Source organism: Bradyrhizobium cenepequi, from assembly GCF_020329485.1.
In the GTDB taxonomy this organism is placed as follows: domain Bacteria; phylum Pseudomonadota; class Alphaproteobacteria; order Rhizobiales; family Xanthobacteraceae; genus Bradyrhizobium; species Bradyrhizobium cenepequi.
Genome location: NZ_JAGKJI010000018.1, coordinates 81,020 through 100,548, shown reverse-complemented (window position 1 = coordinate 100,548; position 19,529 = coordinate 81,020). Strand labels below are relative to the sequence as shown.

The 19,529-nt window shown below is 61.6% G+C and carries 19 protein-coding genes, 1 tRNA gene and 1 pseudogene; 8 read left to right on the top strand and 13 right to left on the bottom strand.

Annotated elements, in window-relative coordinates; genetic code table 11:
• Nucleotides 1-140: 140 nt before the first annotated feature.
• Together cysD and cysN are read left to right on the top strand one after the other, a co-directional pair.
• Nucleotides 141-1,067, top strand: coding sequence for a sulfate adenylyltransferase subunit CysD (gene cysD, locus J6497_RS20090; RefSeq protein WP_225706040.1), 927 nt, complete (start codon nt 141-143; stop codon nt 1,065-1,067).
• Nucleotides 1,067-2,959, top strand: a complete 1,893-nt coding sequence (cysN, locus tag J6497_RS20085) for a sulfate adenylyltransferase subunit CysN (RefSeq protein ID WP_376708240.1) — start codon at nt 1,067-1,069, stop codon at nt 2,957-2,959. Before cysD ends, cysN begins: the two co-directional genes overlap by 1 nt.
• A 141-nt stretch (nt 2,960-3,100) precedes the next feature.
• Here the strand turns inward: cysN and J6497_RS20080 are convergent, their stop codons facing one another.
• Nucleotides 3,101-3,910, bottom strand: a complete 810-nt coding sequence (locus tag J6497_RS20080) for a DUF2927 domain-containing protein (protein ID WP_225706008.1) — start codon at nt 3,908-3,910, stop codon at nt 3,101-3,103.
• Nucleotides 3,911-3,989: 79 nt separating this feature from the next.
• Entirely contained in the window at nt 3,990-4,562 is a 573-nt protein-coding gene (locus J6497_RS20075; RefSeq protein ID WP_225706007.1) for a L,D-transpeptidase, read from the bottom strand.
• A gap of 243 nt (nt 4,563-4,805) precedes the next feature.
• On the opposite strand from J6497_RS20075, the gene J6497_RS20070 reads away from it, so the two are divergent.
• Nucleotides 4,806-6,353 carry an acetolactate synthase large subunit gene (locus J6497_RS20070; RefSeq protein WP_225706006.1) on the top strand — a complete coding sequence of 516 codons (1,548 nt, stop codon included), beginning with the start codon at nt 4,806-4,808 and terminating at the stop codon, nt 6,351-6,353.
• A 22-nt stretch (nt 6,354-6,375) separates the two neighbouring features.
• Here J6497_RS20070 and J6497_RS20065 read toward each other — a convergent pair whose 3' ends face one another.
• Together J6497_RS20065 and J6497_RS20060 are read right to left on the bottom strand one after the other, a co-directional pair.
• Nucleotides 6,376-7,422, bottom strand: coding sequence for an HWE histidine kinase domain-containing protein (locus J6497_RS20065; RefSeq protein WP_225706005.1), 1,047 nt, complete (start codon nt 7,420-7,422; stop codon nt 6,376-6,378).
• Nucleotides 7,423-7,606: 184 nt separating this feature from the next.
• Nucleotides 7,607-7,948, bottom strand: a complete 342-nt coding sequence (locus J6497_RS20060) for a hypothetical protein (RefSeq protein WP_225706004.1) — start codon at nt 7,946-7,948, stop codon at nt 7,607-7,609.
• Nucleotides 7,949-8,155: 207 nt separating this feature from the next.
• Here J6497_RS20060 and J6497_RS20055 point away from each other — a divergent pair, with 207 nt between their 5' ends.
• Nucleotides 8,156-8,296 carry a hypothetical protein gene (locus J6497_RS20055; RefSeq protein WP_225706003.1) on the top strand — a complete coding sequence of 47 codons (141 nt, stop codon included), beginning with the start codon at nt 8,156-8,158 and terminating at the stop codon, nt 8,294-8,296.
• A 216-nt stretch (nt 8,297-8,512) separates the two neighbouring features.
• Here J6497_RS20055 and J6497_RS20050 read toward each other — a convergent pair whose 3' ends face one another.
• The 3 genes from J6497_RS20050 to J6497_RS20040 all read right to left on the bottom strand — a co-directional run bounded on the left by J6497_RS20050 (nt 8,513) and on the right by J6497_RS20040 (nt 11,920).
• Nucleotides 8,513-9,670 (bottom strand): tyrosine-type recombinase/integrase, encoded by a 1,158-nt coding sequence (locus J6497_RS20050; protein WP_225706002.1) that lies wholly within the window; start codon nt 9,668-9,670, stop codon nt 8,513-8,515.
• A gap of 304 nt (nt 9,671-9,974) precedes the next feature.
• Nucleotides 9,975-10,802, bottom strand: coding sequence for a hypothetical protein (locus J6497_RS20045; RefSeq protein WP_225706001.1), 828 nt, complete (start codon nt 10,800-10,802; stop codon nt 9,975-9,977).
• Nucleotides 10,803-11,377: 575 nt separating this feature from the next.
• A complete protein-coding gene (locus J6497_RS20040) occupies nt 11,378-11,920 on the bottom strand; it encodes a recombinase family protein (RefSeq protein WP_225706000.1) in 543 nt (180 codons plus the stop codon).
• Between the two features lie 200 nt (nt 11,921-12,120).
• Here J6497_RS20040 and J6497_RS20035 point away from each other — a divergent pair, with 200 nt between their 5' ends.
• From J6497_RS20035 to J6497_RS20025, 3 genes are read left to right on the top strand one after another with little or no spacing between them, the layout of a single operon-like run.
• The gene (locus J6497_RS20035) at nt 12,121-12,909 is read left to right on the top strand and encodes a TIGR04255 family protein (protein ID WP_225705999.1); all 789 of its coding nucleotides are present in this window, start codon (nt 12,121-12,123) and stop codon (nt 12,907-12,909) included.
• Nucleotides 12,906-13,550 (top strand): hypothetical protein, encoded by a 645-nt coding sequence (locus tag J6497_RS20030; RefSeq protein ID WP_225705998.1) that lies wholly within the window; start codon nt 12,906-12,908, stop codon nt 13,548-13,550. Before J6497_RS20035 ends, J6497_RS20030 begins: the two co-directional genes overlap by 4 nt.
• A 6-nt stretch (nt 13,551-13,556) precedes the next feature.
• Nucleotides 13,557-14,387 (top strand): hypothetical protein, encoded by an 831-nt coding sequence (locus tag J6497_RS20025; RefSeq protein ID WP_225705997.1) that lies wholly within the window; start codon nt 13,557-13,559, stop codon nt 14,385-14,387.
• Between the two features lie 184 nt (nt 14,388-14,571).
• Here J6497_RS20025 and J6497_RS20020 read toward each other — a convergent pair whose 3' ends face one another.
• From J6497_RS20020 to J6497_RS20005, 4 genes and pseudogenes are all read right to left on the bottom strand, one after another.
• Nucleotides 14,572-15,027 (bottom strand): MaoC family dehydratase, encoded by a 456-nt coding sequence (locus J6497_RS20020; RefSeq protein WP_225706038.1) that lies wholly within the window; start codon nt 15,025-15,027, stop codon nt 14,572-14,574.
• A pseudogene (locus J6497_RS20015) lies at nt 15,018-15,332 on the bottom strand (EamA family transporter); the annotation flags it as partial. The gene J6497_RS20020 and the pseudogene J6497_RS20015, both read right to left, overlap by 10 nt.
• A 36-nt stretch (nt 15,333-15,368) precedes the next feature.
• The gene (locus J6497_RS20010) at nt 15,369-15,680 is read right to left on the bottom strand and encodes an EthD domain-containing protein (RefSeq protein WP_225705995.1); all 312 of its coding nucleotides are present in this window, start codon (nt 15,678-15,680) and stop codon (nt 15,369-15,371) included.
• A 340-nt stretch (nt 15,681-16,020) separates the two neighbouring features.
• Nucleotides 16,021-16,299 (bottom strand): pyridoxal-phosphate dependent enzyme, encoded by a 279-nt coding sequence (locus tag J6497_RS20005; RefSeq protein ID WP_225705994.1) that lies wholly within the window; start codon nt 16,297-16,299, stop codon nt 16,021-16,023.
• A 214-nt stretch (nt 16,300-16,513) separates the two neighbouring features.
• On the opposite strand from J6497_RS20005, the gene J6497_RS20000 reads away from it, so the two are divergent.
• Nucleotides 16,514-17,209 carry a winged helix-turn-helix transcriptional regulator gene (locus tag J6497_RS20000; RefSeq protein WP_225705993.1) on the top strand — a complete coding sequence of 232 codons (696 nt, stop codon included), beginning with the start codon at nt 16,514-16,516 and terminating at the stop codon, nt 17,207-17,209.
• A 731-nt stretch (nt 17,210-17,940) separates the two neighbouring features.
• Here J6497_RS20000 and J6497_RS19995 read toward each other — a convergent pair.
• Nucleotides 17,941-18,015: transfer RNA gene (locus tag J6497_RS19995), tRNA-Val, on the bottom strand.
• A 117-nt stretch (nt 18,016-18,132) separates the two neighbouring features.
• A complete protein-coding gene (locus J6497_RS19990) occupies nt 18,133-19,428 on the bottom strand; it encodes a coiled-coil domain-containing protein (protein WP_225705992.1) in 1,296 nt (431 codons plus the stop codon).
• Nucleotides 19,429-19,529: the final 101 nt, after the last annotated feature.

The window sequence follows — 19,529 nt, the reverse complement described above, 5'->3', positions numbered from 1 at the left end:
CCGGTGACTGCCGCCCAACCTATGCCGCAAATTCCTCACCATGATCGCGACAGGCGCTACGCTCACAAGGTTCCGCGCCTGGCCCGTTGCTCCAACTGTGCAATATGGCGATCGTCGGACTCCTGGTTCCGGACTGCGATATGACCTGCTGCGATATGACTTGGCACCATCATCATCTCCGCTTGCGTCGTCTCGAAGCGGAAGCAATTTATATTATCCGTGAGGCGGTCGCCGAGTTTAGCAAACCGGTCATGTTGTATTCGATCGGCAAGGACTCGAGCGTTATGCTTCACTTGGCGTTGAAGGCATTTGCGCCGGCAATGCTGCCGTTCCCGTTGCTCCACGTCGATACCACTTGGAAGTTTCGCGAGATGATCGCGTTCCGCGACGAATTGGTTGCACGCTCCGGGCTGGAATTGCTGGTTCACGTCAACGCGGAGGGGCTCGCTCGCGGCATCTCCCCGATCGCGTCCGGCCCCGCCCTGCACACTCATGTGATGAAGACGGAAGGTCTGCGCCAAGCGCTCGAGAAATGGCATTTCGATGCCGCCTTCGGTGGCGCGCGCCGCGACGAGGAAAAGAGCCGCGCCAAGGAGCGCATCTTCTCGCTGCGAACGGCCGCTCAAGGATGGGACCCACGCAACCAGCGTCCCGAATTCAGAGGTCTGTTCAACACGCGCATGAAAAAGGGGGAGACGATGCGTGTGTTTCCGCTTTCCAACTGGACCGAACTGGACGTGTGGCACTACATTCGTGCTGAGCAAATTCCTGTCGTGCCCCTCTATTTCGCGAGATCGCGCCCGGTCGTCGAGCGTGATGGCGCGCTGATCATGGTTGACGATGAACGGCTGGCGCTTTTGCCGGGCGAGGTGCCACGTATGATGCAGGTGCGTTTTCGGACGCTCGGCTGTTACCCGCTCACAGGGGCCATTCCGTCCAACGCTGCGACCATAGACGACATTATCGCCGAAATGATGGCGTCGACCATATCGGAACGTCAGGGCCGCGTGATCGATCGCGATGACAACGGCTCGATGGAGCAGAAGAAGCGCGAAGGCTATTTCTGATGCAGGAACGCACTTCCGCGCCGCCCGGCAGCGAGGCGATGCCGTTGAACGCCTACACACGGCTGCCTTTGCGTTTCCTCACCTGCGGTTCCGTGGACAACGGAAAATCCACGCTGATCGGCCGGCTGCTCTACGAGAAGAAGCTGGTTCACCATGACCATCTGGCCGCGCTCGAACGTGACTCGCAGAAACATGGCACCACTGGCGCGGTGGATTTTGCATTGTTATTGGACGGGCTGGAGGTCGAGCGAGAGCAGGGCATCACCGTCGATGTTGCCTATCGCTATTTCGCGACCGAGCGGCGCGCCTTTATCGTCGCCGACGCCCCTGGCCACGAGCAATATACGCGTAATATGGCCACCGGCGCATCGACCGCTGATCTCGCGGTTTTGCTGGTGGATGCGCGCATGGGCCTTCTGACACAGACCCGACGCCATGCGATTATTGCCAGTATGCTGGGCCTTCGCCATGTGGTGCTGACCGTCAACAAGATGGACCTCGTGGCCTTTGACCAGGAGGTCTTCACACGGATCGCGGCAGACTTTGTCAGCTTCGCCGGCGATCTCGGGTTTCGGACCATCCAGGCGATTCCCGTCTCGGCGCGTGATGGCGACAACGTTTCAGCACCAAGTCCGCGAATGGCCTGGTATTGCGGGCCGACCTTGCTGTCGTACCTTGAAGAGATCGACGTCGAGGACGAGTGCAGCCTGGGACCGTTCCGCATGCCGGTGCAACTCGTCTTGCGTCCCGATCCGGATTCTCGTGGCTTCGCCGGAACAGTGGCAAGCGGCCGTGCGCGCGTCGGCGATGAACTCGCGGTCCTGCCGTCGGGGCAGGTTAGCAGACTGAAGCAGATTTTTGTCGCCGGCGGCGAATGCGATACTGCTGCGGCGGGCGATGCGGTCATGCTGACCCTGACCGACGAGATCGACATTGGCCGCGGCGACATGCTCGTCGCCTCGCAGCACCGTCCGCTTGTGGCCGATCAGTTTGCCGCGCATCTGGTATGGATGTCCAGCGAGGGGCTGCTGCCCGGAAGATCCTATCTGATGAAGATCAATCACGGGACCGTTGCCGCGACGGTAACCACCCTCAAGCATCGGATCGACGTCAACACGCTCGGGAGGAGCGTAGCGAAGACGTTGTCGTTGAATGACGTCGGCGTCTGCAACTTGTCGCTCGCGCGGCCTGTCGCTTTCGATGCCTATAGCGACAATCGCGAAACCGGCTCCTTCATCCTGATCGATCGCTATACCAACGAGACGCTGGCCGCGGGCATGATCGACTTCGCGCTCCGCCGGGCCGCCAACATTCGCCCTCAGGATATCGCCGTGACAACAGCGGACCGGTCGCGCCTGATGCATCACAGGCCGCTGGTACTATGGTTCACTGGCTTATCGGGGGCGGGTAAATCCACAGTCGCCAATCTTGTCGAGGCGGGGCTGCATTCACGTGGCATTCACACGACCCTGCTCGACGGTGACAACGTTCGCCTGGGTCTCAACAAGGATCTCGGCTTCACTCAAGCCGATCGGGTCGAGAATATCCGGCGGGTCGGCGAGGTAGCGAAGCTGATGGCTGACGCCGGGCTGGTCGTGATGTGTTCGTTCATCTCGCCTTTCCGCGCCGAGCGGCAGACGCTGCGCGAACTGATCGGCGCGGAAGCGTTTATCGAGATATTCGTTGATGCGCCGCTGGAAGCGTGTATCGCACGTGACCCCAAGGGACTCTATCGCCGCGCACTGGCGGGCGAGATCAGAAACTTCACCGGCGTCGATCAGCCGTATGAAGCGCCGGACGCTCCGGAGCTTCGACTGCAGGCCGGCGACACTCGACCGCAGGTGCTAGCAGATCAGGTGATTTCATATGTAATGCGTCGGGTACTCATCTGAATGCTCTCAGATCGAGCAGCCGCGCAAGCGGCGTCTCGGGGATGGGCACAGGTAGAGCGAAGCGAAACCCATCGCGATGAAGCGTGCGGCGCGAATGATGGGTTTCGCTTCGCTCTACCCATCCTACGTGTTCAGCACCCTTCACTCCGGCAGATTGTTCACCTTCTTGACCCAGGCGCGAACGCCGGCGAGGACCGCGGGCAGCACGGCCTTGACTTCCTGTACGGTCATGCCGGCCTTGATGCGGGGATCGTAGAGCAGGTTGAGGATGTATTGGTCATAGATGTCGAAATAGCCCATCGAGACGTTGTCGTTGAACATGGTCCAGGGCACGCTCGAAGTGTCGTTGATCGGGCCGAGCGACTGCAACAGTTCCTCGTAGGCGCAATCGAAGAAGACGAAATCGCCATTGTCGACCGTGAGGATCACGTCGGAATGCTCGATCTCGAAATTGTCGTTCTTGCGAAAGCCGCTCAGGCATTGCGGGTCGAGCGAGGAACGAATCTCTTTCGCCCGCTCGCTGCCGTAGAAGGTCGTGATGGTGCGATAGAGATCACGATCGCGCACCAGCCTTACCTTGATGTTGGCGGTCTCGCTGCTATCGGTCATGGCGATGTCGAGATGTTGGACCTTGGCGGCAATGTCGCCGACGATCCTTGCGAGCTGCGCCTTGCGGTCGGCGCGGGTGCCGTCAGCGAATACCCTGATCGGGACCTCGTATTTGCGGATGCGGTCGACGCGACCTGCGAGGTGGTACTCGGCGCCGAACGCCGTCTTCATGAAGCCTTCGGTGATCTCGCTGTCGGTGAAGGCTCTCTTTTCGTTGCGCTGGCGGGAGGTAACTGATGGGTTCTCACCCGCCCACGCCGTTGGCGCGACAAGGTCCGGGGCGGTCGCGGCCAGCGTGGCCACGACGGCGACGAAACCGAAGATACGAAGAAGCGTGCACATCGCGATGACGCTGCCGCAATCACCCTGCGCGTGCAAGCTTGGATGGGACGCGCCTGCGTATAGCAGCGCCGGTTCCGTCCTAATTCTTGACGACGACCGTTGTGCCCACCGAGACGCGGCTATAGAGATCGGTCACATCCTCGTTGGTCATGCGGAAGCAGCCCGACGATACCGCTTGTCCGATCGTCTCCGGCTCGTTCGAGCCGTGGATGCGGTAAAGGGTCGAGCCGAGATACATCGCGCGGGCACCGAGCGGATTTTCGATTCCGCCGGCCATGTGGCGCGGCAGGTCGGGGCGGCGCCGCAGCATCTGTGCCGGTGGCGTCCAGCTCGGCCATTCCTTCTTGGCGGTGATGCGATGGGTTCCGCCCCAGCGGAAGCCGTCGCGGCCAACGCCGATGCCGTAGCGCAGCGCCTGGCCGCCGGGCAGCACCAGATAGAGCCGCCGCTCGGCGGTATTGATGACGATGGTGCCGGGCGCATAATGGGTCGGGTACATCACGGTCGCACGTGGGATCGCGCTCGCACCGGAGCCGAAGAAGTTCGGGCCACCGCCCATGATATCGCGGCTGTCGAAGAATTGGGCCTGCGCCTGGCCGGCGCCTCCCAGCATCAAGAGCGCCGCCGACAGCAAAACCCAGCCCCGTGTCATTGCCTTCCTCGCGTCATTCCCAACCTCACGAAAGTGAGGCCATAAGTGATTCGAATTCGCAACCCACGCCGCCGTGAGCAACAGATTTTCGGACAGGGCGGTTAAAAAAGGCAACACATCGGAAACGATGGCAGCAATGTTCCCCTAACCCTTTGACGAAACGGGTGAACAATGGTTGATCTGGGCCGGGCTTGGAGGCTGTGCCTGGGCCAACACAACACCACGAGAGTGCGGGAGCGAGACATGAATGGTGCGGAAAGTCTGGTGCGGACATTGGTCGCGGGCGGCGTCGACGTCTGTTTCACCAATCCTGGCACCTCGGAGATGCATTTTGTCGCCGCGCTGGACAGGGTCGAGGGCATGCGCTGCGTGCTCGGCCTGTTCGAGGGCGTGGTGACAGGCGCGGCCGACGGTTATTTCCGTATCAAGGAAACACCGGCCTCGACGCTGTTGCATCTCGGCCCCGGTCTCGCCAATGGCCTTGCCAACCTGCACAACGCCAAGAAGGCGAATTCCGGCGTCGTCAACATCGTCGGCCAGCACGCGACCTACCACATCGGCTACAACGCACCGCTGACCTCGGACATCGAGGGCCTGGCGCGGCCAATGTCGGCCTGGGTCAGGACCTCGCCGGACGCCAAGTCGGTCGCCGCCGACGGTGCTGCCGCGATCGCCGCCGCCAAGAGCACGCCGCCGCAGATCGCGACCCTGATCCTGCCGGCCGATACGGCCTGGAATGAGGCCGACGGCATCGCGCAGGTGCCATTGGAAAGCCAGCGGCCGAACTATTCGGCGCAGGCAGTGGAAGCGGCGGCCAAAGTCCTGCGCGAAGGCGGTTCGCAGAACCTGTTGCTGCTGACCGGCAGCGCGCTGACCGAGCACGGGCTGGCGCTGGCGCAGCAGATCGCGGGCAAGACCGGCTGCAAGGTGATGGGCCAGACCTACAACCCGAAGATGGCGCGCGGCAGGAGCCGCTTCTCGATCGACCGTATCCCCTATGTGATCGAGCAGGCGCTGCCGATTCTCAAGGATTTCAAGAATATCGTGCTGGTCGAGACCAACGACCCCGTTGCCTTCTTCGCCTATCCGAACAAGCCGAGCCTTCTGAAGCCGGCCGGCTGCGAGGTGCATCGCATGACCTCGGGCGGGGAGAATTCAGTGGCGGCGCTGGAGGCGCTCGCCGGCGCACTCGGGGCCAAGCCGCAGGACGTCAAGCCGCAGAAGCTTGTCGAGCTTGCGAAGCCGACCGGCGCGCTGACCCACGCTTCGATTGCGCAGGCGATTGCGTGCGCGATTCCCGAGAACGCTATCGTGGTCGATGAATCCATCACCACCGGCCGCGGCTTCTTCCCGCCGACGGCGGCCGCCGCGCCGCACGACTGGCTGCAGAACATGGGCGGCTCGATCGGCTTCTCGCCGCCGGTCGCGACCGGCGCCGCAGTGGCCGCGCCCGATCGCAAGGTGATCTGCATGGTCGGCGACGGCTCTTCGATGTACACGATCCAGGCGCTGTGGACGCAGGCGCGCGAGAACCTGAACGTCGTCACCATCGTGTTCGCCAATCGCATCTATCAGATCCTGCGCGGCGAGTTCGACGGCGTCGGCGCCGGCGAGCCGGGCAAGCGGGCGCAGGACATGCTCAAGATCGACCGGCCGACTATCGACTTCGTCGCGCTCGCCAAGGGCATGGGCGTGCCGGGCCGCGCGGTCACCACCGCCGACGAGTTCAACAAGGCGCTGGCGGAAGCGATTGCCGAGCCGGGACCGCGGCTGATCGAAGTGCAGATGTAGGGGGCTGGCAGACGAGGCAGGCTTACGCGGCAATATCCGGGAAACAGAAATCGCAAATCAGCCCTTCCGGCTTCCACTGCCGGGTGATGGTGCCGCTCAAGGTGCGGACCACGCCATCGACGGCGCCGACGCCGAACCCTGTCCGCGCCGGCTCGGCCACCCTGGGACCGCCGGTCTCCTTCCAGTGCAGGGCAAGCCGGGCGTTGTCGGTCCGCCAGCTCACCTCGATCCTGCCTGATGGGCTGGAGAGCGAGCCATATTTGGCGGCGTTGGTGGCGAGCTCATGCACGGAGACCGCGACCGCCTGCGCCAGCGCAGCGGTCAGCCTCAAATCGCGGCCGCTGATCGCGACCTGCTTCGAGTCGCGCTCCGCATAGGGCTTGAGCTCCTGTTCGATGATCGCCCGGATGTTGGCGCCGGTCCAGCGCGAGACCGAGAACAGCCGCTGCACATTGGCAAGCGCGCCGAGCCGCCCCTGGAAGGCCGCCTGGAACTCCTCTGCGGTATCGGCCGTGGTCAGGCGCAGGATCGCCTGGATCACCGCGAGCAGATTGTTCGCGCGATGATCGACCTCCCAGGCGAGCCGCATCATGCGCTCCTCGGCCTGCTTGCGCATGGTGATATCGATCAGCATGTTGACGGCGCCGATCAGCCGGCCGGCAGGGTCGCGCAACGGTGTGGGGTAAGGCATGAAGCAGATGCGCGAGCCGTCGGGCCGTTCGGCGATCGCTTCCATGTTGCGCACCGGGCGGTTTTCTCGAAGCGCAATCGCCATCGGGCTATCCTCTTGCGGGAGCGGCGTGCCGTCCGGGCGGAACAGCTTCCAGCTCACGCACCACATGTCGCCGATCTTCGGCGCATGCCCGGCAAAATCGACGCAGGCCTCATTGAAGAAGGTGATGCGACCGTCTGCATCCGTTGTGTAGATCGCGGCGGGCAACGCCTGCAGCACATCGCGAAACTGCTTCTCGTGGGAGCCGGTCCCGTTCGAGGCGGCGCTGATGGCGGCGTGATGGGCCAGGATCTTTTCGATCTCTGCTTCGTCTGAATCGTCAAAGAGGTTCAACATCACACGTCCATGCCCGCAGGTCCTCAGCCGGTAATTCGACACCAAGGGAAATGTTCCTCCCGGTGAATGCAGTGGCCTGCAAATCCAGTGGAAATCCTGGACAGGAAGGACGGTGAGCCACGGTACCCGGGACATGTGAAAGGCCGCCCTAAGGGCGGCCTTTGTTGTCCCCACAAATCCTGTCTTATTGATGCGTCGTGGTCTCGCCGGACTTCTTGGACGACTTCTTGGCTACCTTCTTCGAGCTCTTCTTCGGCGCCATTTTCGACGCGTTGTCTTGGTTCGCGGTGTCGCTCTGCGCGGCCGCGCCCGTGGTGCCGCCGGCCTTGTCGGTGGTCTGCGCGAAAGCGGGCGACGAAATGAAGGCCAGTGCGGTGGCGGCGATAATCAGTTTGCGCATCGGATGGTTCTCCCAAATTCGCCCCGCCTGCAACGGAACCGCGATGCTTCTAGTTCCGTTGCCGAGATCAGCTATCCGTGAGCGGCGCGTGAACTCCTGCGCCGTGTCCGCGACCGCCGCGACCACTTTCATGAATCTCTTCGTACGCGAGAGTCGAATCCCGCGGCCCCGCCTCATGGTTCACGGGCGCAGGCTGACGCGGAAGCTGACCATCGACGAGCCGCTCACCGCATGTCTTGGCCGATGTGCAGGGGACTATCACTGTACGCGTGAGACTGGAACCCACGACGCGTGCCGGGCGTTCTGGCTTCGGGCAGGCTTGAGGAGATGGCCATGCGCTGGCGATCGACCACCGATCAGGCGGACGCGATGCTCGGCACCGGACACAACAACACCCTATACGCCGCTGGCTGGACCATCAGCGCCCTGGCGACGATTGCAGCGATCGTTGCGATCTGGATGCTCGGGATTTGAGAAGGGCCACGTTAGTACGATCGGCTGGGTGTGAAGGCCCCACATCGGAGAGAGCTTCTCTGCGACAGTTGCGGGCTTAGGGTGATGGTGGACGCACAAGGGATCGAACCTTGGACCTCTCCCGTGTGAAGGCGGGGGGCCGTAGCTGCTGCGCCTATCAAACAAGGCGTTTTCTGATCTTCGCGACATTGCTGCACACATTTTGCACACTTCACTCTAGGCCAATTTGAGCAGTTTGGCCTTCTTCTCGGCGATCAGTGGCAGCACTCGCTTGTGCTCCCAGCCGAGCGGGTCGGTCATCCAGGGCATGGCGGCCCACTCTGGGAAAGTCGGTAGGGTGTTGATGGACTCGATCAGCTTGGCCTTCGGGATGTCGACGTAGTCGTGGCTGGTGTCGTCGACGACGTGCCCCAGAATCTGGTCCTTGATGTACTCGTGAACGCCGTTGACCACCAGCTGGGTCGAGACCGTGTGCCGGGCGGTGTAGGGCGCGATATCGCGGATGCCGGTGCGGCTGCGGGCGTTGGCGATGCCCTTCTTCATCTGGCCGCCATTGCCCTCCACGACCGTCCAGGGCTCTCCCTCCCACGTCCTGACGAGCCTGGGGCCATCCTTGCGCTTGACCAGCGCAGAGAGCAGCGGGACCAGGAAATCGTGCATGGGGACGCCGCGGGGGTCGCCGGTTTTGGACGACGGCAGGACTATCCAGCGCTTCGGGACCTGGACCTGGACGCTATCCATCAGGAACAACTCAATCGGCCGCATGCCCGTGTAGAAGAGGATGGTCATGACGATGGCGTTCGCCGGCGACATGGCTGTCACGAACTTCGCGGCCCGGTCATAGGTGGTTGGGAAGCTGCCGACCCGCTTCTTCCTGGTCTCGAACGTTCGGGTGCCCTTCGGCTTCTTCGGCCGGCGCCACTTCCGGAAGTCCGCCCATTCGTTGCCGACCGCGTGATTCCATACCGCCACGAAGGGGGTGTAGACCTGACGGTTGCGGGTCTCCGGCTGGACGTTCGGCAGCAGCTCGGCCGCGACCTCGTCGAGCTTGGATTGCGTAATCGTCCGCAGCTTCATCCCGGAGAGCTTCCCGGTGAGACCGTCGAATGTGCCGGTCTCCTCGTCGAACTTACCGAGGAAGCGGGGATCACCGCCATTCTTGAGGTAGGACGCCGCAGCCTGGTCGAACGTCACCACCGCCTTCTTGCCGTGGACCGACTCCTGCAGCAGCTCCTGCTCGCGTGTTATGCGCTTCGCTTCCGCGGTCGGCCGGTGAACAGTTTTTGTAGATTCGAAGATCTTGTTACTTTCGGCGTCCGTGCCGCGGATGTAGAAGTTCGAACCCGGAGTTCGCTGGTAGAGGTAGAGGCGCATCTCATAGATTCCCAGATGGCGAGAATGTCAGAGTCGGAGAACAGGTACACCCGGCCATTCTTCGCGTAGTGCGGAAACTTTCGTATGATGCCGTGGAGCGCTCTGGGACTTACCCTGAGCTTCGCTGCGGCCTCGGCGAACGTGTAGACTTCACCGAGCTTCTGGTTATCGTTGGCCGCCATCCGTTTTTTCGGCAGCTGTTGCTTCGGCTGGCGGCCGTCATGGTCGTCCGGCCATTCGGTCACGATGCGGGCGAGATCGTTGCCCTGAACGATCGGCAGTAGTTCCAGCGACGCGGGGAGGCTCATGCGGCTTCACTCTTGCTCGAGTTATTCGAATTTGCCGCGATTTTTTCTGAGGCCAGTTCGCGCGTAACGACCGGCCTTTCTGAGACGATTGCATCGAAAATCGAAAATCCCCTTTTATGGGATGGGTAAGTTGTCCCTGGACGCACGGTCTCCAGGCCCAGATCACGCCTGAGACCACCGCGAACTTCCGCCACGGCGCGGGCTTTGCTGGCGATGTTTGAGGTCGTGCCGAACCTTTTCCCCAAAATTGGACCACCGCTGCGGAAGTACCGCTTCCGCTTGTAGGCGGCCTGGGGGCTGTTCTTGGTCATGTAGTTGAACACGTTCTTGTACCGGCCGGTGTCCGTCACCTTCGTTCCATAGTCGGCCGGCTCGTTCAGGATCTGCTCCGTTCCGCCGGCCCACGCCGTCATCAACTCGTCGAATTGCGCCAGCCGTTTCCGGGGGACGTGCATGAGCAGATGCAGATGTTCTTTCCGGCCGGTGTCAGGCTCCGACTCTCTTGTCCAGACGCTGGTGAACGGAAACCGGTTGTCCCTCGCAAATTGGGCCAGTCGGTTCCTCCAGTGCTGCCAAATCTCGATCCGCTCGACCGGTGTGTGGTCGTCGATGTCGGATGGCCTGATCGTGACGAACCGGTTCATCGGCTGCCCGATGCTCTTGGCAAAACGCCAAGCAGCTTCAAGCTCGCGGACACCCCTTCCCGGGATGCTACGGGACACCTTCCGCTTGCCGATGCGGCGCTTCGTGGTCCAGTTCTCGAACGCCTCCTCTCTGGTCTGCACAGAGTCCGTGAACAACGCCGAGGATTCTTCCACCGGCATCACTGCGTCTCCACGACTGTATATGACAGGCCATCAGCCCGGAGTTGGCGCTGAATGTCCTGGAGTTCGCGAAAACTGCGCTGGAACAGGGCGCGGAACGTTGTTCCTTCTTGGGAACCTGCTCGTTTGCGGTCTTGAACTTTGAGGTTAGTGTTTGGCGTCAGAACTCGACCGGGTGCGTTGGGTCGAAATTCGTCTTTTACGAAATCGTACTGTGGGGTCGTCTCTCGCACGGCGGGGCCTGTTCAATAAAAAAATGGTCCCGCGAATGGTGAGGCCTTGGAGTCTCGGAGTCCACGCCGGGCCCGAACATCGGCTGCGCGGTCCCGCTTTTCCCCACGGCGCCCAGCGTCGGTTGCTCGTGTTGCGAACAACCAGGTGTTCTCAGCTCGTTTCCAACTTACTGAGTGACTGTGGCTATTGCTTCAGACCGCCGCGGAGCCTGCGAAGCGCGGGGCGGCTTGGTCGAACGGAGGAGGAACGTCGCTCGCTCTTTGTTCTCAGCTTCTTCCACGAAAATCTTCACCATGGCGAGCCATCCCGACGAACAGCAGCTTCATCGCTCCACAAGGTTGTCAGTCCTCCAGTGCGCGATAGACCGAAGCTCGTCCGATCTTGAGTGTCTTGGCGATGGTGGTTGGTCCCATGCCGCTGGCCTTCAGCTCCTTGATCTTCGCAACGTCCATCGACGCCTTTCGCCCCTTGTACACGCCGCGAGCCTTGGCATCGGCAATTCCCTCAAGCTGCCGCTCCTTCCGCAGGTTGGTCTCGAACTCCGCGAAGACGCCGAGCATGTCGAGGAAAGCTTTGCCTGCCGCGGTGCTGGTGTCGATCGGCTGCTCTGTAGCTTTCAGCGACGCACCGCGCGCCTTCACCGTGCGAACGATGTCCTGGAGATCGCCGATACTCCTCGCGAGCCGGTCGATCCGAGTGACCATCAGGACGTCACCGGCTCGCAGGAAATCGAGGATCGTCCGCAGTTCGTCCCGGCCTGTTGTCGACGTGCCGCTGCGCTTCTCCGATCGAATCAGGTCGCATCCTGCAGCCCGAAGTGCGGCCTCTTGCACTTCCAGGTTCTGGTCCGTCGTGCTCACCCTGGCGTAGCCAATCACAGTCACCGTTCAGCTCCCCTTTTGTCTCAATAGGCTCTAGACTCTTGAGATTGTCGTCTCGGAACTCAAAAATCAATCCTATTGAGACATAACTTTCGTCTCATTCCAATGTCTCTCGTGGGTATACCCAAGTGAAACCATGCGGCGTCATGCGGCTTGCGATTTGTAAACCGAAGTGTAAACTGCAGGCTTACTAGGAGCTGGCTATGGGAACACCGCTGAAGAGCCCGCCTGTCTACTTCACCGTAGTACAGGCGCGCTTCAACACGCTGCTGAAGCTTGGGGACTATCTCCCCTCGATCCAAGAGGCGATGCGCAAGGGTGGCTTTCCGGATTTTGCGTCGCGCAAGATGGTTACGCTTAAGCTCACCGCCCAGGAAGGCGACGCAACGCCACCGAGCGTCACCAACCTGGAGCAGTTCTTGTTCGGAAATGCGGACAAGACGCACATCTTCGTGTTGAACCCCGACGCCCTCACGCTTCAGTCGACGCGGTACGGGAGGTTTGAGGACTTCTCAGCTCAATTTCTCAAGGGGCTGGCGATCGTGCACGAGGTGGTGCAACTCGATTACACCGAGCGGGTAGGCTTACGGTACCTTGACCATGTGGCGCCCCGGCCGAACGATCATCTGGATCTGTATGTCGTGCCAGAAGTGCGCGGGCTGGGCGCGCGTCTGGGGGGCAAGGCTGTGCATTCCTTCTCGGAGACGTTCAGTCGAGTCGGCGATGTGCAACTGCGTTCACGAGTCGTTATTCAGGATGGCGGACTTGCATTTCCTCCTGACCTCACGCCGGACGGCATGCAAATCGACGACCGATTCCTGGAATACTCTGGCCATCACGCTACAGTGGATACGGATGGATTCGTTGAAAGACGCATGGCGTTTTCAGCCCCAGCTGTTGGCGAGCAGCTTGGCACCATCCATGGTGTCATCAGTGCTGCCTTCAAGGCGGTTGTGACTGAGCATGCCTTTCAAGTGTGGGATGAAGAATGACCGCTCTCGCTGACTTAGCTATGCCCGATCTGGCGACTGGCACGGGATATCGTCCTGTTCCGGCGATCCATTCGCATACCCGTCCTGCGTCGCAGGTTCTGCCCACCATCGGCGCCGCTGGCACGGGCGGGATCGAAAGCGGCGATTACTATCGCCGCATGTATGTTTTGCAGATCGGGTATCAGGCGTTCCTGGTGGTGGTTCCGCCGGCTCAGGCGCCCGATGCAGCGCCGTATGCCGAGCTGATGCAAGTGATCAAGACCGGCTTTGGGCGCACCCTCACGCGCCTGCCAGAAGTGTTTGGGGTCTCGCGGCAGACACTCTACAACTGGATCAACGGTGAGACACCGAAGCCCGCGCATCAGGAGAAGCTGCGACAGCTTGCCGAGGCCGCGCGAATTTTCTCGGCGCTTGGCTTCAAGCCAACGTCACTCGCTCTCGACCGCACCATCACGCAGGGCAAGTCGTTGCTCCAGTTGCTCAGCGAGGGCGCCGACGGACGCGAGGCCGCCAGGAAACTCGTTCGCGTCGTCCAGCGCGGCGTTGAAGCCAGGACCAAGTTGGATGATATTCTCGGAGGCCGCAAAGCGCGCCCTGAGGCGTCGGACATCGGCACGCCCTCCCTGGATGAGGACGCCTGATCGATCATGGAGCAGGGGCAGCCGCAGTGGTCCCGTGAGACGCCATGGCGTCAAGGGCATGTTCTGTGCGCCATTGCCCGTGCCGTCCTTGAGCTTCACCACGCGGATACGGATGCCACCTGCGTGGTCGTCATTAGCCACGACTGCGATCTGGCCAACGACGATTTGCATGCCGAGCCCCACGTCGAGGTTATCGTCGGCCGTGTCGTGTCAGCGCCCAATGGCAACTTCTCCTGGGGCAAGGCGCCGCGGACGCTTCATCTGTCGATGCAGCGGGACGGCGCCCCGGTAATCGTGGAGCTTGTCACTACCAGCAAACGCCTCGTGCCCAAGAGCGCGCTCGCGAGTTTCGAGCCGGATGGCGCGTTCGTGGTTGACGGCAAAGGGCTTAAGGTTCTGCGCAGTTGGTTGAGTGCACGCTATGACCGCGCGGCCTTTCCAGATGCCTTCGTTCGCAGGATGCAGAAGACCAAGGTCGATGAGAGGCTGGCCAAGAAGCTCGAACCACATGGCGCGCTCATCTCCTTCGTCTATTTCGATCTGGATGGCGGTCTGGCGCTGGAGCGGCCTGATGGCGAGCCCTACGACTTGAGCATCGTTCTGGTCTATCATCCCGGGGATAATGCCGAGGCGTCTGCCGATACTGCGGATGAACTGGCCGAGGCCGTGCAAGAGGCTTGCGAGGCTCGGCTAATGGACAAGAAGCAGATCGTCATCAAGCGTTGCATCGCCATTTCCGAGGACGATCTGCCCGTCAGCAAGGCCCGGGTACTCACGCATTGGCGTCTTGAGCACATGACGCTCAGGGCTGACGACGACCAGCCTGGGCCAATTTGAACGTAGGCATCTCCCACGCGGTCAAGGGCGTTTAGCCGCCGGGCGCAGCCTCGCTGGCCCCTTGCGTCAGACGGCCGGTCTCCGCCGTGTCGAATCCGACAAGGCGATAGGTGACGCCCACAAGGGCTACGGTGTTCCCGTCATCCCGCGGACCCTTGGGCGCCTCGATCGCCTCACCGCGCGCCTAGATCGATTTCGGCCGACACGGCACAAAACCAATCGGAGTGAAAGTGTAAACCGCGTCGCCGTTCTGATTGTAAGCAATCCACTTGATCAAAACGGTGCCTTGAGGCTTGGACTTGGAAGGCGTGAGGCCAACAACTTCGCCTTCGACGAACAGGATATCGCCGGGTCTCACCGGCGTCATCCAGCGAAGACCGTCAACTCCGAGACCAATGAGGGGATGAGGACCAAACGGACGAGTCTGAACCACAAGGCTCATTGCTATGGCAGCGGTGTGCCATCCCGATGCTGCGAGGCCTTTGAAAATCGTTTTTTGCGCAGCGTCATCGTCTAGATGAAACGGCTGCGGATCGAACTTGGCCGCGAACTGCTTGATATCGTGCTCGGAGACTTGGACAGTTCCGCTTTTGAAGCGCATTCCCAAAGACAAATCCTCGAACCACTCGATCATCGCCAGTCCCTCAAATCACTGTGGGGCGTGGCCGATTGGTCCCGGCCATCGACCTCGCTTGATGGTATTGTCGCGTATCGCTGCCCGCCGATCCTGGCTCCCAGATTTGCCCCCATAAGGAGGACCAATCCGGCCACGCCGAGGCACAGGGGGATCACACTTCGCAGCCTGGCGCGCTCCCCAAGGATCGGCCAAGCGAGCAGCGTCGCCCAGATCGGCATGGTGAAAGTCAACAACGCCGCTTGTGCCACCGTGAGCCACAGCAGCGCCAGGGCTGTGAAGCCCATCGGGGCGAACACATTAGTCGCTGCCCCGAGGGCGAGCCTTGGATTGTGTCGCGACGAGTATTAAGTCTCGTCGGTGACGACGATGATCGTCGGCGCGCCGCCGGAACTGATCGACGCGGCGTGCTCCAGGGCTTCCTTGCCGCCCTTGGACGCTGCACAGCTTTTCAGTGCATCGATCGTCGGAAAGCTTACATCGGACATCAAATGGTAGGGCGGTGGCGCAAACGCCGGCCCGACCACGCGCTTGGTGGCGACACCTGTCGCGCCGATGAGTCTCGGGCCGGCGTAGGAAAGATGCTCGTCATTATAGGCGCGGTCAAACGCCACGGCGTCTTTGGGGATAGGATAGAGAATGAGGAGATGAGCCGACACGGTGCGTTCCTCCATAACCATGAGTGAAGTTGCGAGAGAGAGTATGGATTGACCGGCGTTGTCTGTGGGGTATGGAATTCTGACCTTGCTCGTTGAACGCCGCCCGGGTGTGGCGTCGCCACGCGAGACCGAGCCGCTCGGTCGTCTCGGAAGCCACTATCGCGACGAACAGGTGTGATCGCGGCAAACGATGCGGCGACGCCTGTCGCCCGAGTCCACCGTCGTTCCGCTCCGTCGCTTCGTGCGGGAGAACAGGATGCTACGACGCGTCTTCCGCGTTGCTGCGGCCAGCGTGGGAATGCCTATCGCTTCGGCTTCCTCAGTCTCAGCGTGGCGGCGGTCAATGGTACGGTTGCACCCTCACCGCGCATACCAACGCGAGGGAGACTCCCGTGCTGCCGCCGGTATATTCGACGACCGCGCCGCCAGGCTGCAATCGTCCATCGGCCTCGGGCGCCTCGATCATCGCCAGCGCCATGCGATCCTTAATGCTGCCGGTCGGATTCTCGCTTTCGAGCTTCAGCAGGATGCGAGCTCCGTTGGCGGGGACGACATGGCGCAGCGGCAACAGAGACGTGTTGCCGATGGTGTCTAGGATAGTGGCCTGGGCCGCGGTCATTGACGGTCCTATCGCTTTAGGTCGTTTCGTTCGAGTCTCATAAGAACCGGCCATGGACTGTGCCATTAGCCGGATTCAATCGGAGGGTGGGCACCTGGGCCATGCTTGCACCCTTCTGAACTTGCCACGCTCTCGCATCTTACAGGTGCGATTGCGGCGCGGGGGTCCGGATTCCGGACCTGTGCAACTCGGCCATACCTGGTAGTCTGCCGCGATGGCCGGTTATGGACAGTTTTGCTCGATCGCGCGCGCCCATGAAGTCTTGGGTGGACGCTGGACGCTGCTTGTGGTGCGGGAACTGCTCTGCGGGAGCCGACGCTTCAACGACATTCGCCGAGGCATTCCTCGCATCTCCAAAACCATGTTGTCGGAGAGGCTCCAGGAACTGATCGCTATCGGCGCAGTCGAGCGCTACGATGGAAACTCGGGGCCGGAATATGAACTCACGGCGTCCGGGAAGGAGATCAGCTCCGTCGTCATGGCCTTGGGCACATGGGGTCAGCGCTTCCTGCCGCGTCAGTCCGAGAAGGAAAATCTCGACGCGGAGCCGCTGTTCGTCGATATGCAGCGGCGCGTGCGGCGCGATGCGCTCCCCGCTCAACCGATCGTCGTTCGGTTCGAGATCGACGGTATGAAGCCCCGCTTTCTGCTGCTCAAAGCATCCGAAATATCTTTTTGTCTGGTGAACCCCGGGTTCCCCGAGCCATTGCTCGTGCGCGCAAAGCTACCAGTTCTAGTTGCGTGGTGGCGGGGGGACGTCAGCTTCATCGAAGCGAAACGGCTGGGGCTCGAGCTTTCTGGAAAGCGCGATCTGGCCCGCGCGTTTCCGACATGGTTCGATCGGTATCTTTTCGCGGATGTATTGCCGGTCGACGCCAGTTCTCAGCCGCGACGAGCGGCAGCATTTTGAGCGAGGGCAGGTCAAGAACGGTGCCGATGAGCCAGTCGAGGAGTGGCGAATGTCCAACGTCACGACTGAGCGCCACCGCCAGATATTGGTCTAACTCGCTCATTTATCACACGCGCGTTGGAATCTCTCCTTTCCGCATGAGGAACTGAGAGAAGCCAATCGCGCAAAACCAGCACACCTTATCTAAGTTCCAATGCTTGGTCTCAAATTCCACCGAGTGATCGCCTAAAACAATCTGCATGATCCGTCTTGCGTCAGCCTCGTCCGGAATTGGCCCTGAGCCGTACAGCCGTGCGGCTTCCAGAACGTCGGGTGTCTGAGCTAAAGCGGACACGCCGCGACGTTTACGGTGTCATCATTCTTTGGATGGCCTTCAGACCGCCTCAGGAGGCTCTAGGATCGATTTCCTGGTGCAAGGGCTCCCTACCTCCTGAACAGAAAGAGAACACACGGACGGGCTTCTGGTCGCCTTCTGAGCGTGGGTCGCGCAGAGCGCGTCCGCCGTGCAGACTGTATGGGGCTCTCCATGGGAGTGCACACTCAAGGTGACACTATTTGTACGAGTACAGTGGAAATTCGCTCCAGGAAGGGTCCGTCCCCAGCACATCGTGCACACATTTTGCACGCTTCTGCACACATGTTCGCGCTCTGTCCTGCGTGCAGATGCAGTTAGAACACCATCTGGCATGCCAGGGCTTTGTGAATTTCGCCAAAGGTTTCAGTTGTTTGCGTGGTGGACGCACAAGGGATCGAACCTTGGACCTCTCCCGTGTGAAGGGAACGCTCTCCCGCTGAGCTATGCGTCCGGGATCTTGGTGTGCTCGGAAGCCGGACCGGCATCCGGAAACGGCCTTACAGCCGGAGCTCGCGATTTACGAAGGGCAGGGGCGGGGTGTCAAGCCAAAGCCGCCCCCCAAAGCGCTTTATGTCTCCTGCCCGCGGGCTCGGGAAGCGTGGGATTGCAGCGCCCGGATGCGTTCGGCCAGCGTTCCGCCGCCTTCGGGCAGGCCGTTTGCGGCGGGCACGCCGTTCGCGGCGCCATTGGCGGCTTTCGGTCCCGCCTTGGCCGGGATCGACGGCTCTGCCGCCAGCATGGCTTCGATTGCCGAATTCGGCCCTTCGAGCCGGATCGCCAGCCTCGCGACCTCGGCGGCGATGTCGTTGATGCGTTCGCGCAGCAGAGCATTCTCCGTGCGCTCGGCCGACCAGGAGCTCTCCGCCCGCTGCTGGAGCGCATCGATGTCGCGCTGCAGCTTTGACCGTTCGTCGCGAGCGATGCGCAGCTCTTCTTCCAGCGCGGTCTTCTCGCTCTTGAGCTTTTCGAGGGCGGGCGATTTGCGGCCTTTCATCGCCCCGATCTCCTCGCGCAATTCCTTCACCGTGCGCTCGGCTGCCTCATTGGCCTGCCGGAGCTGGTTGTTCTCGGATTCCCGTTCGGTCAGCAGCTTGCCCTGCGCCTCAAGCCGTCCCTGCAGTTCGTTGACCCGGTTGCCGAGCACTTCGGCTTCCTTGACCTGGACGGTCAATTGCTGGTCGAGGTCGGTCACGCGCTGGCTCAGATTCTCGACCCGGCCCCGTGCCTCCGCAAGCTCGCGGGTCGCAGTCTCGGATTCGCTGCGTTCCTGGGCGAGGCGGGCCTGGGTTGCGGCGAAATCCTTTTCGGCGTCGCGGACGCGGTCCTTCAATTCCTCGATCTGGGTGCGGACGGAGACCAGCTCGATCTGGCGGGTGTCCGCCGCCATCGAGCGGTCGTTCAGTTCGGCATTGATCTTGGCGAGCTCGCTCTGTTTGTCCGCCAGCGCCTGTTCGGCGGCGCGCAACTGCTCGGCCCTGGCGGTGAATTCCCCCTCAGTGGTGCCGAGTTGCTCCTTCATCGCCTTTTCGCGCGCCTCGAGGGCAAAGATCGCCGCGTTCTTCTCGCCGAGCTCGATCTTCATGCGGTTGATCGCGTCGGTCTTCTTGCCGAGCTCGGCCAACTGGCTTGTGGTCTTGCTCTTGAGCTGCTCGACGCTCATCTCCAGCCGCCGCGCCGACATCGCGAATTCCGCGCGCAACTGGTCCTTGTCGGCCTGGATCTCGGCCATCGACAGCGGGGTTGCGGCCTCAATGCGCCGGGTCGTCAGCCGCACTGCCCGGTTATGCACCAGCGGTACGATCATCAGCCCGCAGAGCATCGACACCAGAAAACCGATCGCCAGATACATGATCGGTTCGACCATGAACGGGTTACTCCCACGATAATGGATCGTTAATCACAATGCCACGGGCCGCCGACAAAAGGCCAGCCAAATGCCTGCCCGTGGGTTACGGATTCACGTCA

Bases quoted from the DNA above. Each gene is read 5' to 3' on its own strand.
- J6497_RS20050 (WP_225706002.1), bottom strand. From the start codon at position 9,670: ATGCGCCTCTACCTCTACCAGCGAACTCCGGGTTCGAACTTCTACATC.
- J6497_RS20045 (WP_225706001.1), bottom strand. From the start codon at position 10,802: ATGCCGGTGGAAGAATCCTCGGCGTTGTTCACGGACTCTGTGCAGACC.
- J6497_RS20070 (WP_225706006.1), top strand. From the start codon at position 4,806: ATGAATGGTGCGGAAAGTCTGGTGCGGACATTGGTCGCGGGCGGCGTC.
- cysD (WP_225706040.1), top strand. From the start codon at position 141: ATGACCTGCTGCGATATGACTTGGCACCATCATCATCTCCGCTTGCGT.
- J6497_RS20080 (WP_225706008.1), bottom strand. From the start codon at position 3,910: ATGTGCACGCTTCTTCGTATCTTCGGTTTCGTCGCCGTCGTGGCCACG.
- J6497_RS20055 (WP_225706003.1), top strand. From the start codon at position 8,156: ATGCGCTGGCGATCGACCACCGATCAGGCGGACGCGATGCTCGGCACC.
- cysN (WP_376708240.1), top strand. From the start codon at position 1,067: ATGCAGGAACGCACTTCCGCGCCGCCCGGCAGCGAGGCGATGCCGTTG.
- J6497_RS20075 (WP_225706007.1), bottom strand. From the start codon at position 4,562: ATGACACGGGGCTGGGTTTTGCTGTCGGCGGCGCTCTTGATGCTGGGA.
- J6497_RS19990 (WP_225705992.1), bottom strand. From the start codon at position 19,428: ATGGTCGAACCGATCATGTATCTGGCGATCGGTTTTCTGGTGTCGATG.
- J6497_RS20025 (WP_225705997.1), top strand. From the start codon at position 13,557: ATGGAGCAGGGGCAGCCGCAGTGGTCCCGTGAGACGCCATGGCGTCAA.
- J6497_RS20000 (WP_225705993.1), top strand. From the start codon at position 16,514: ATGGCCGGTTATGGACAGTTTTGCTCGATCGCGCGCGCCCATGAAGTC.
- J6497_RS20005 (WP_225705994.1), bottom strand. From the start codon at position 16,299: ATGACCGCGGCCCAGGCCACTATCCTAGACACCATCGGCAACACGTCT.
- J6497_RS20065 (WP_225706005.1), bottom strand. From the start codon at position 7,422: ATGTTGAACCTCTTTGACGATTCAGACGAAGCAGAGATCGAAAAGATC.
- J6497_RS20035 (WP_225705999.1), top strand. From the start codon at position 12,121: ATGGGAACACCGCTGAAGAGCCCGCCTGTCTACTTCACCGTAGTACAG.
- J6497_RS20030 (WP_225705998.1), top strand. From the start codon at position 12,906: ATGACCGCTCTCGCTGACTTAGCTATGCCCGATCTGGCGACTGGCACG.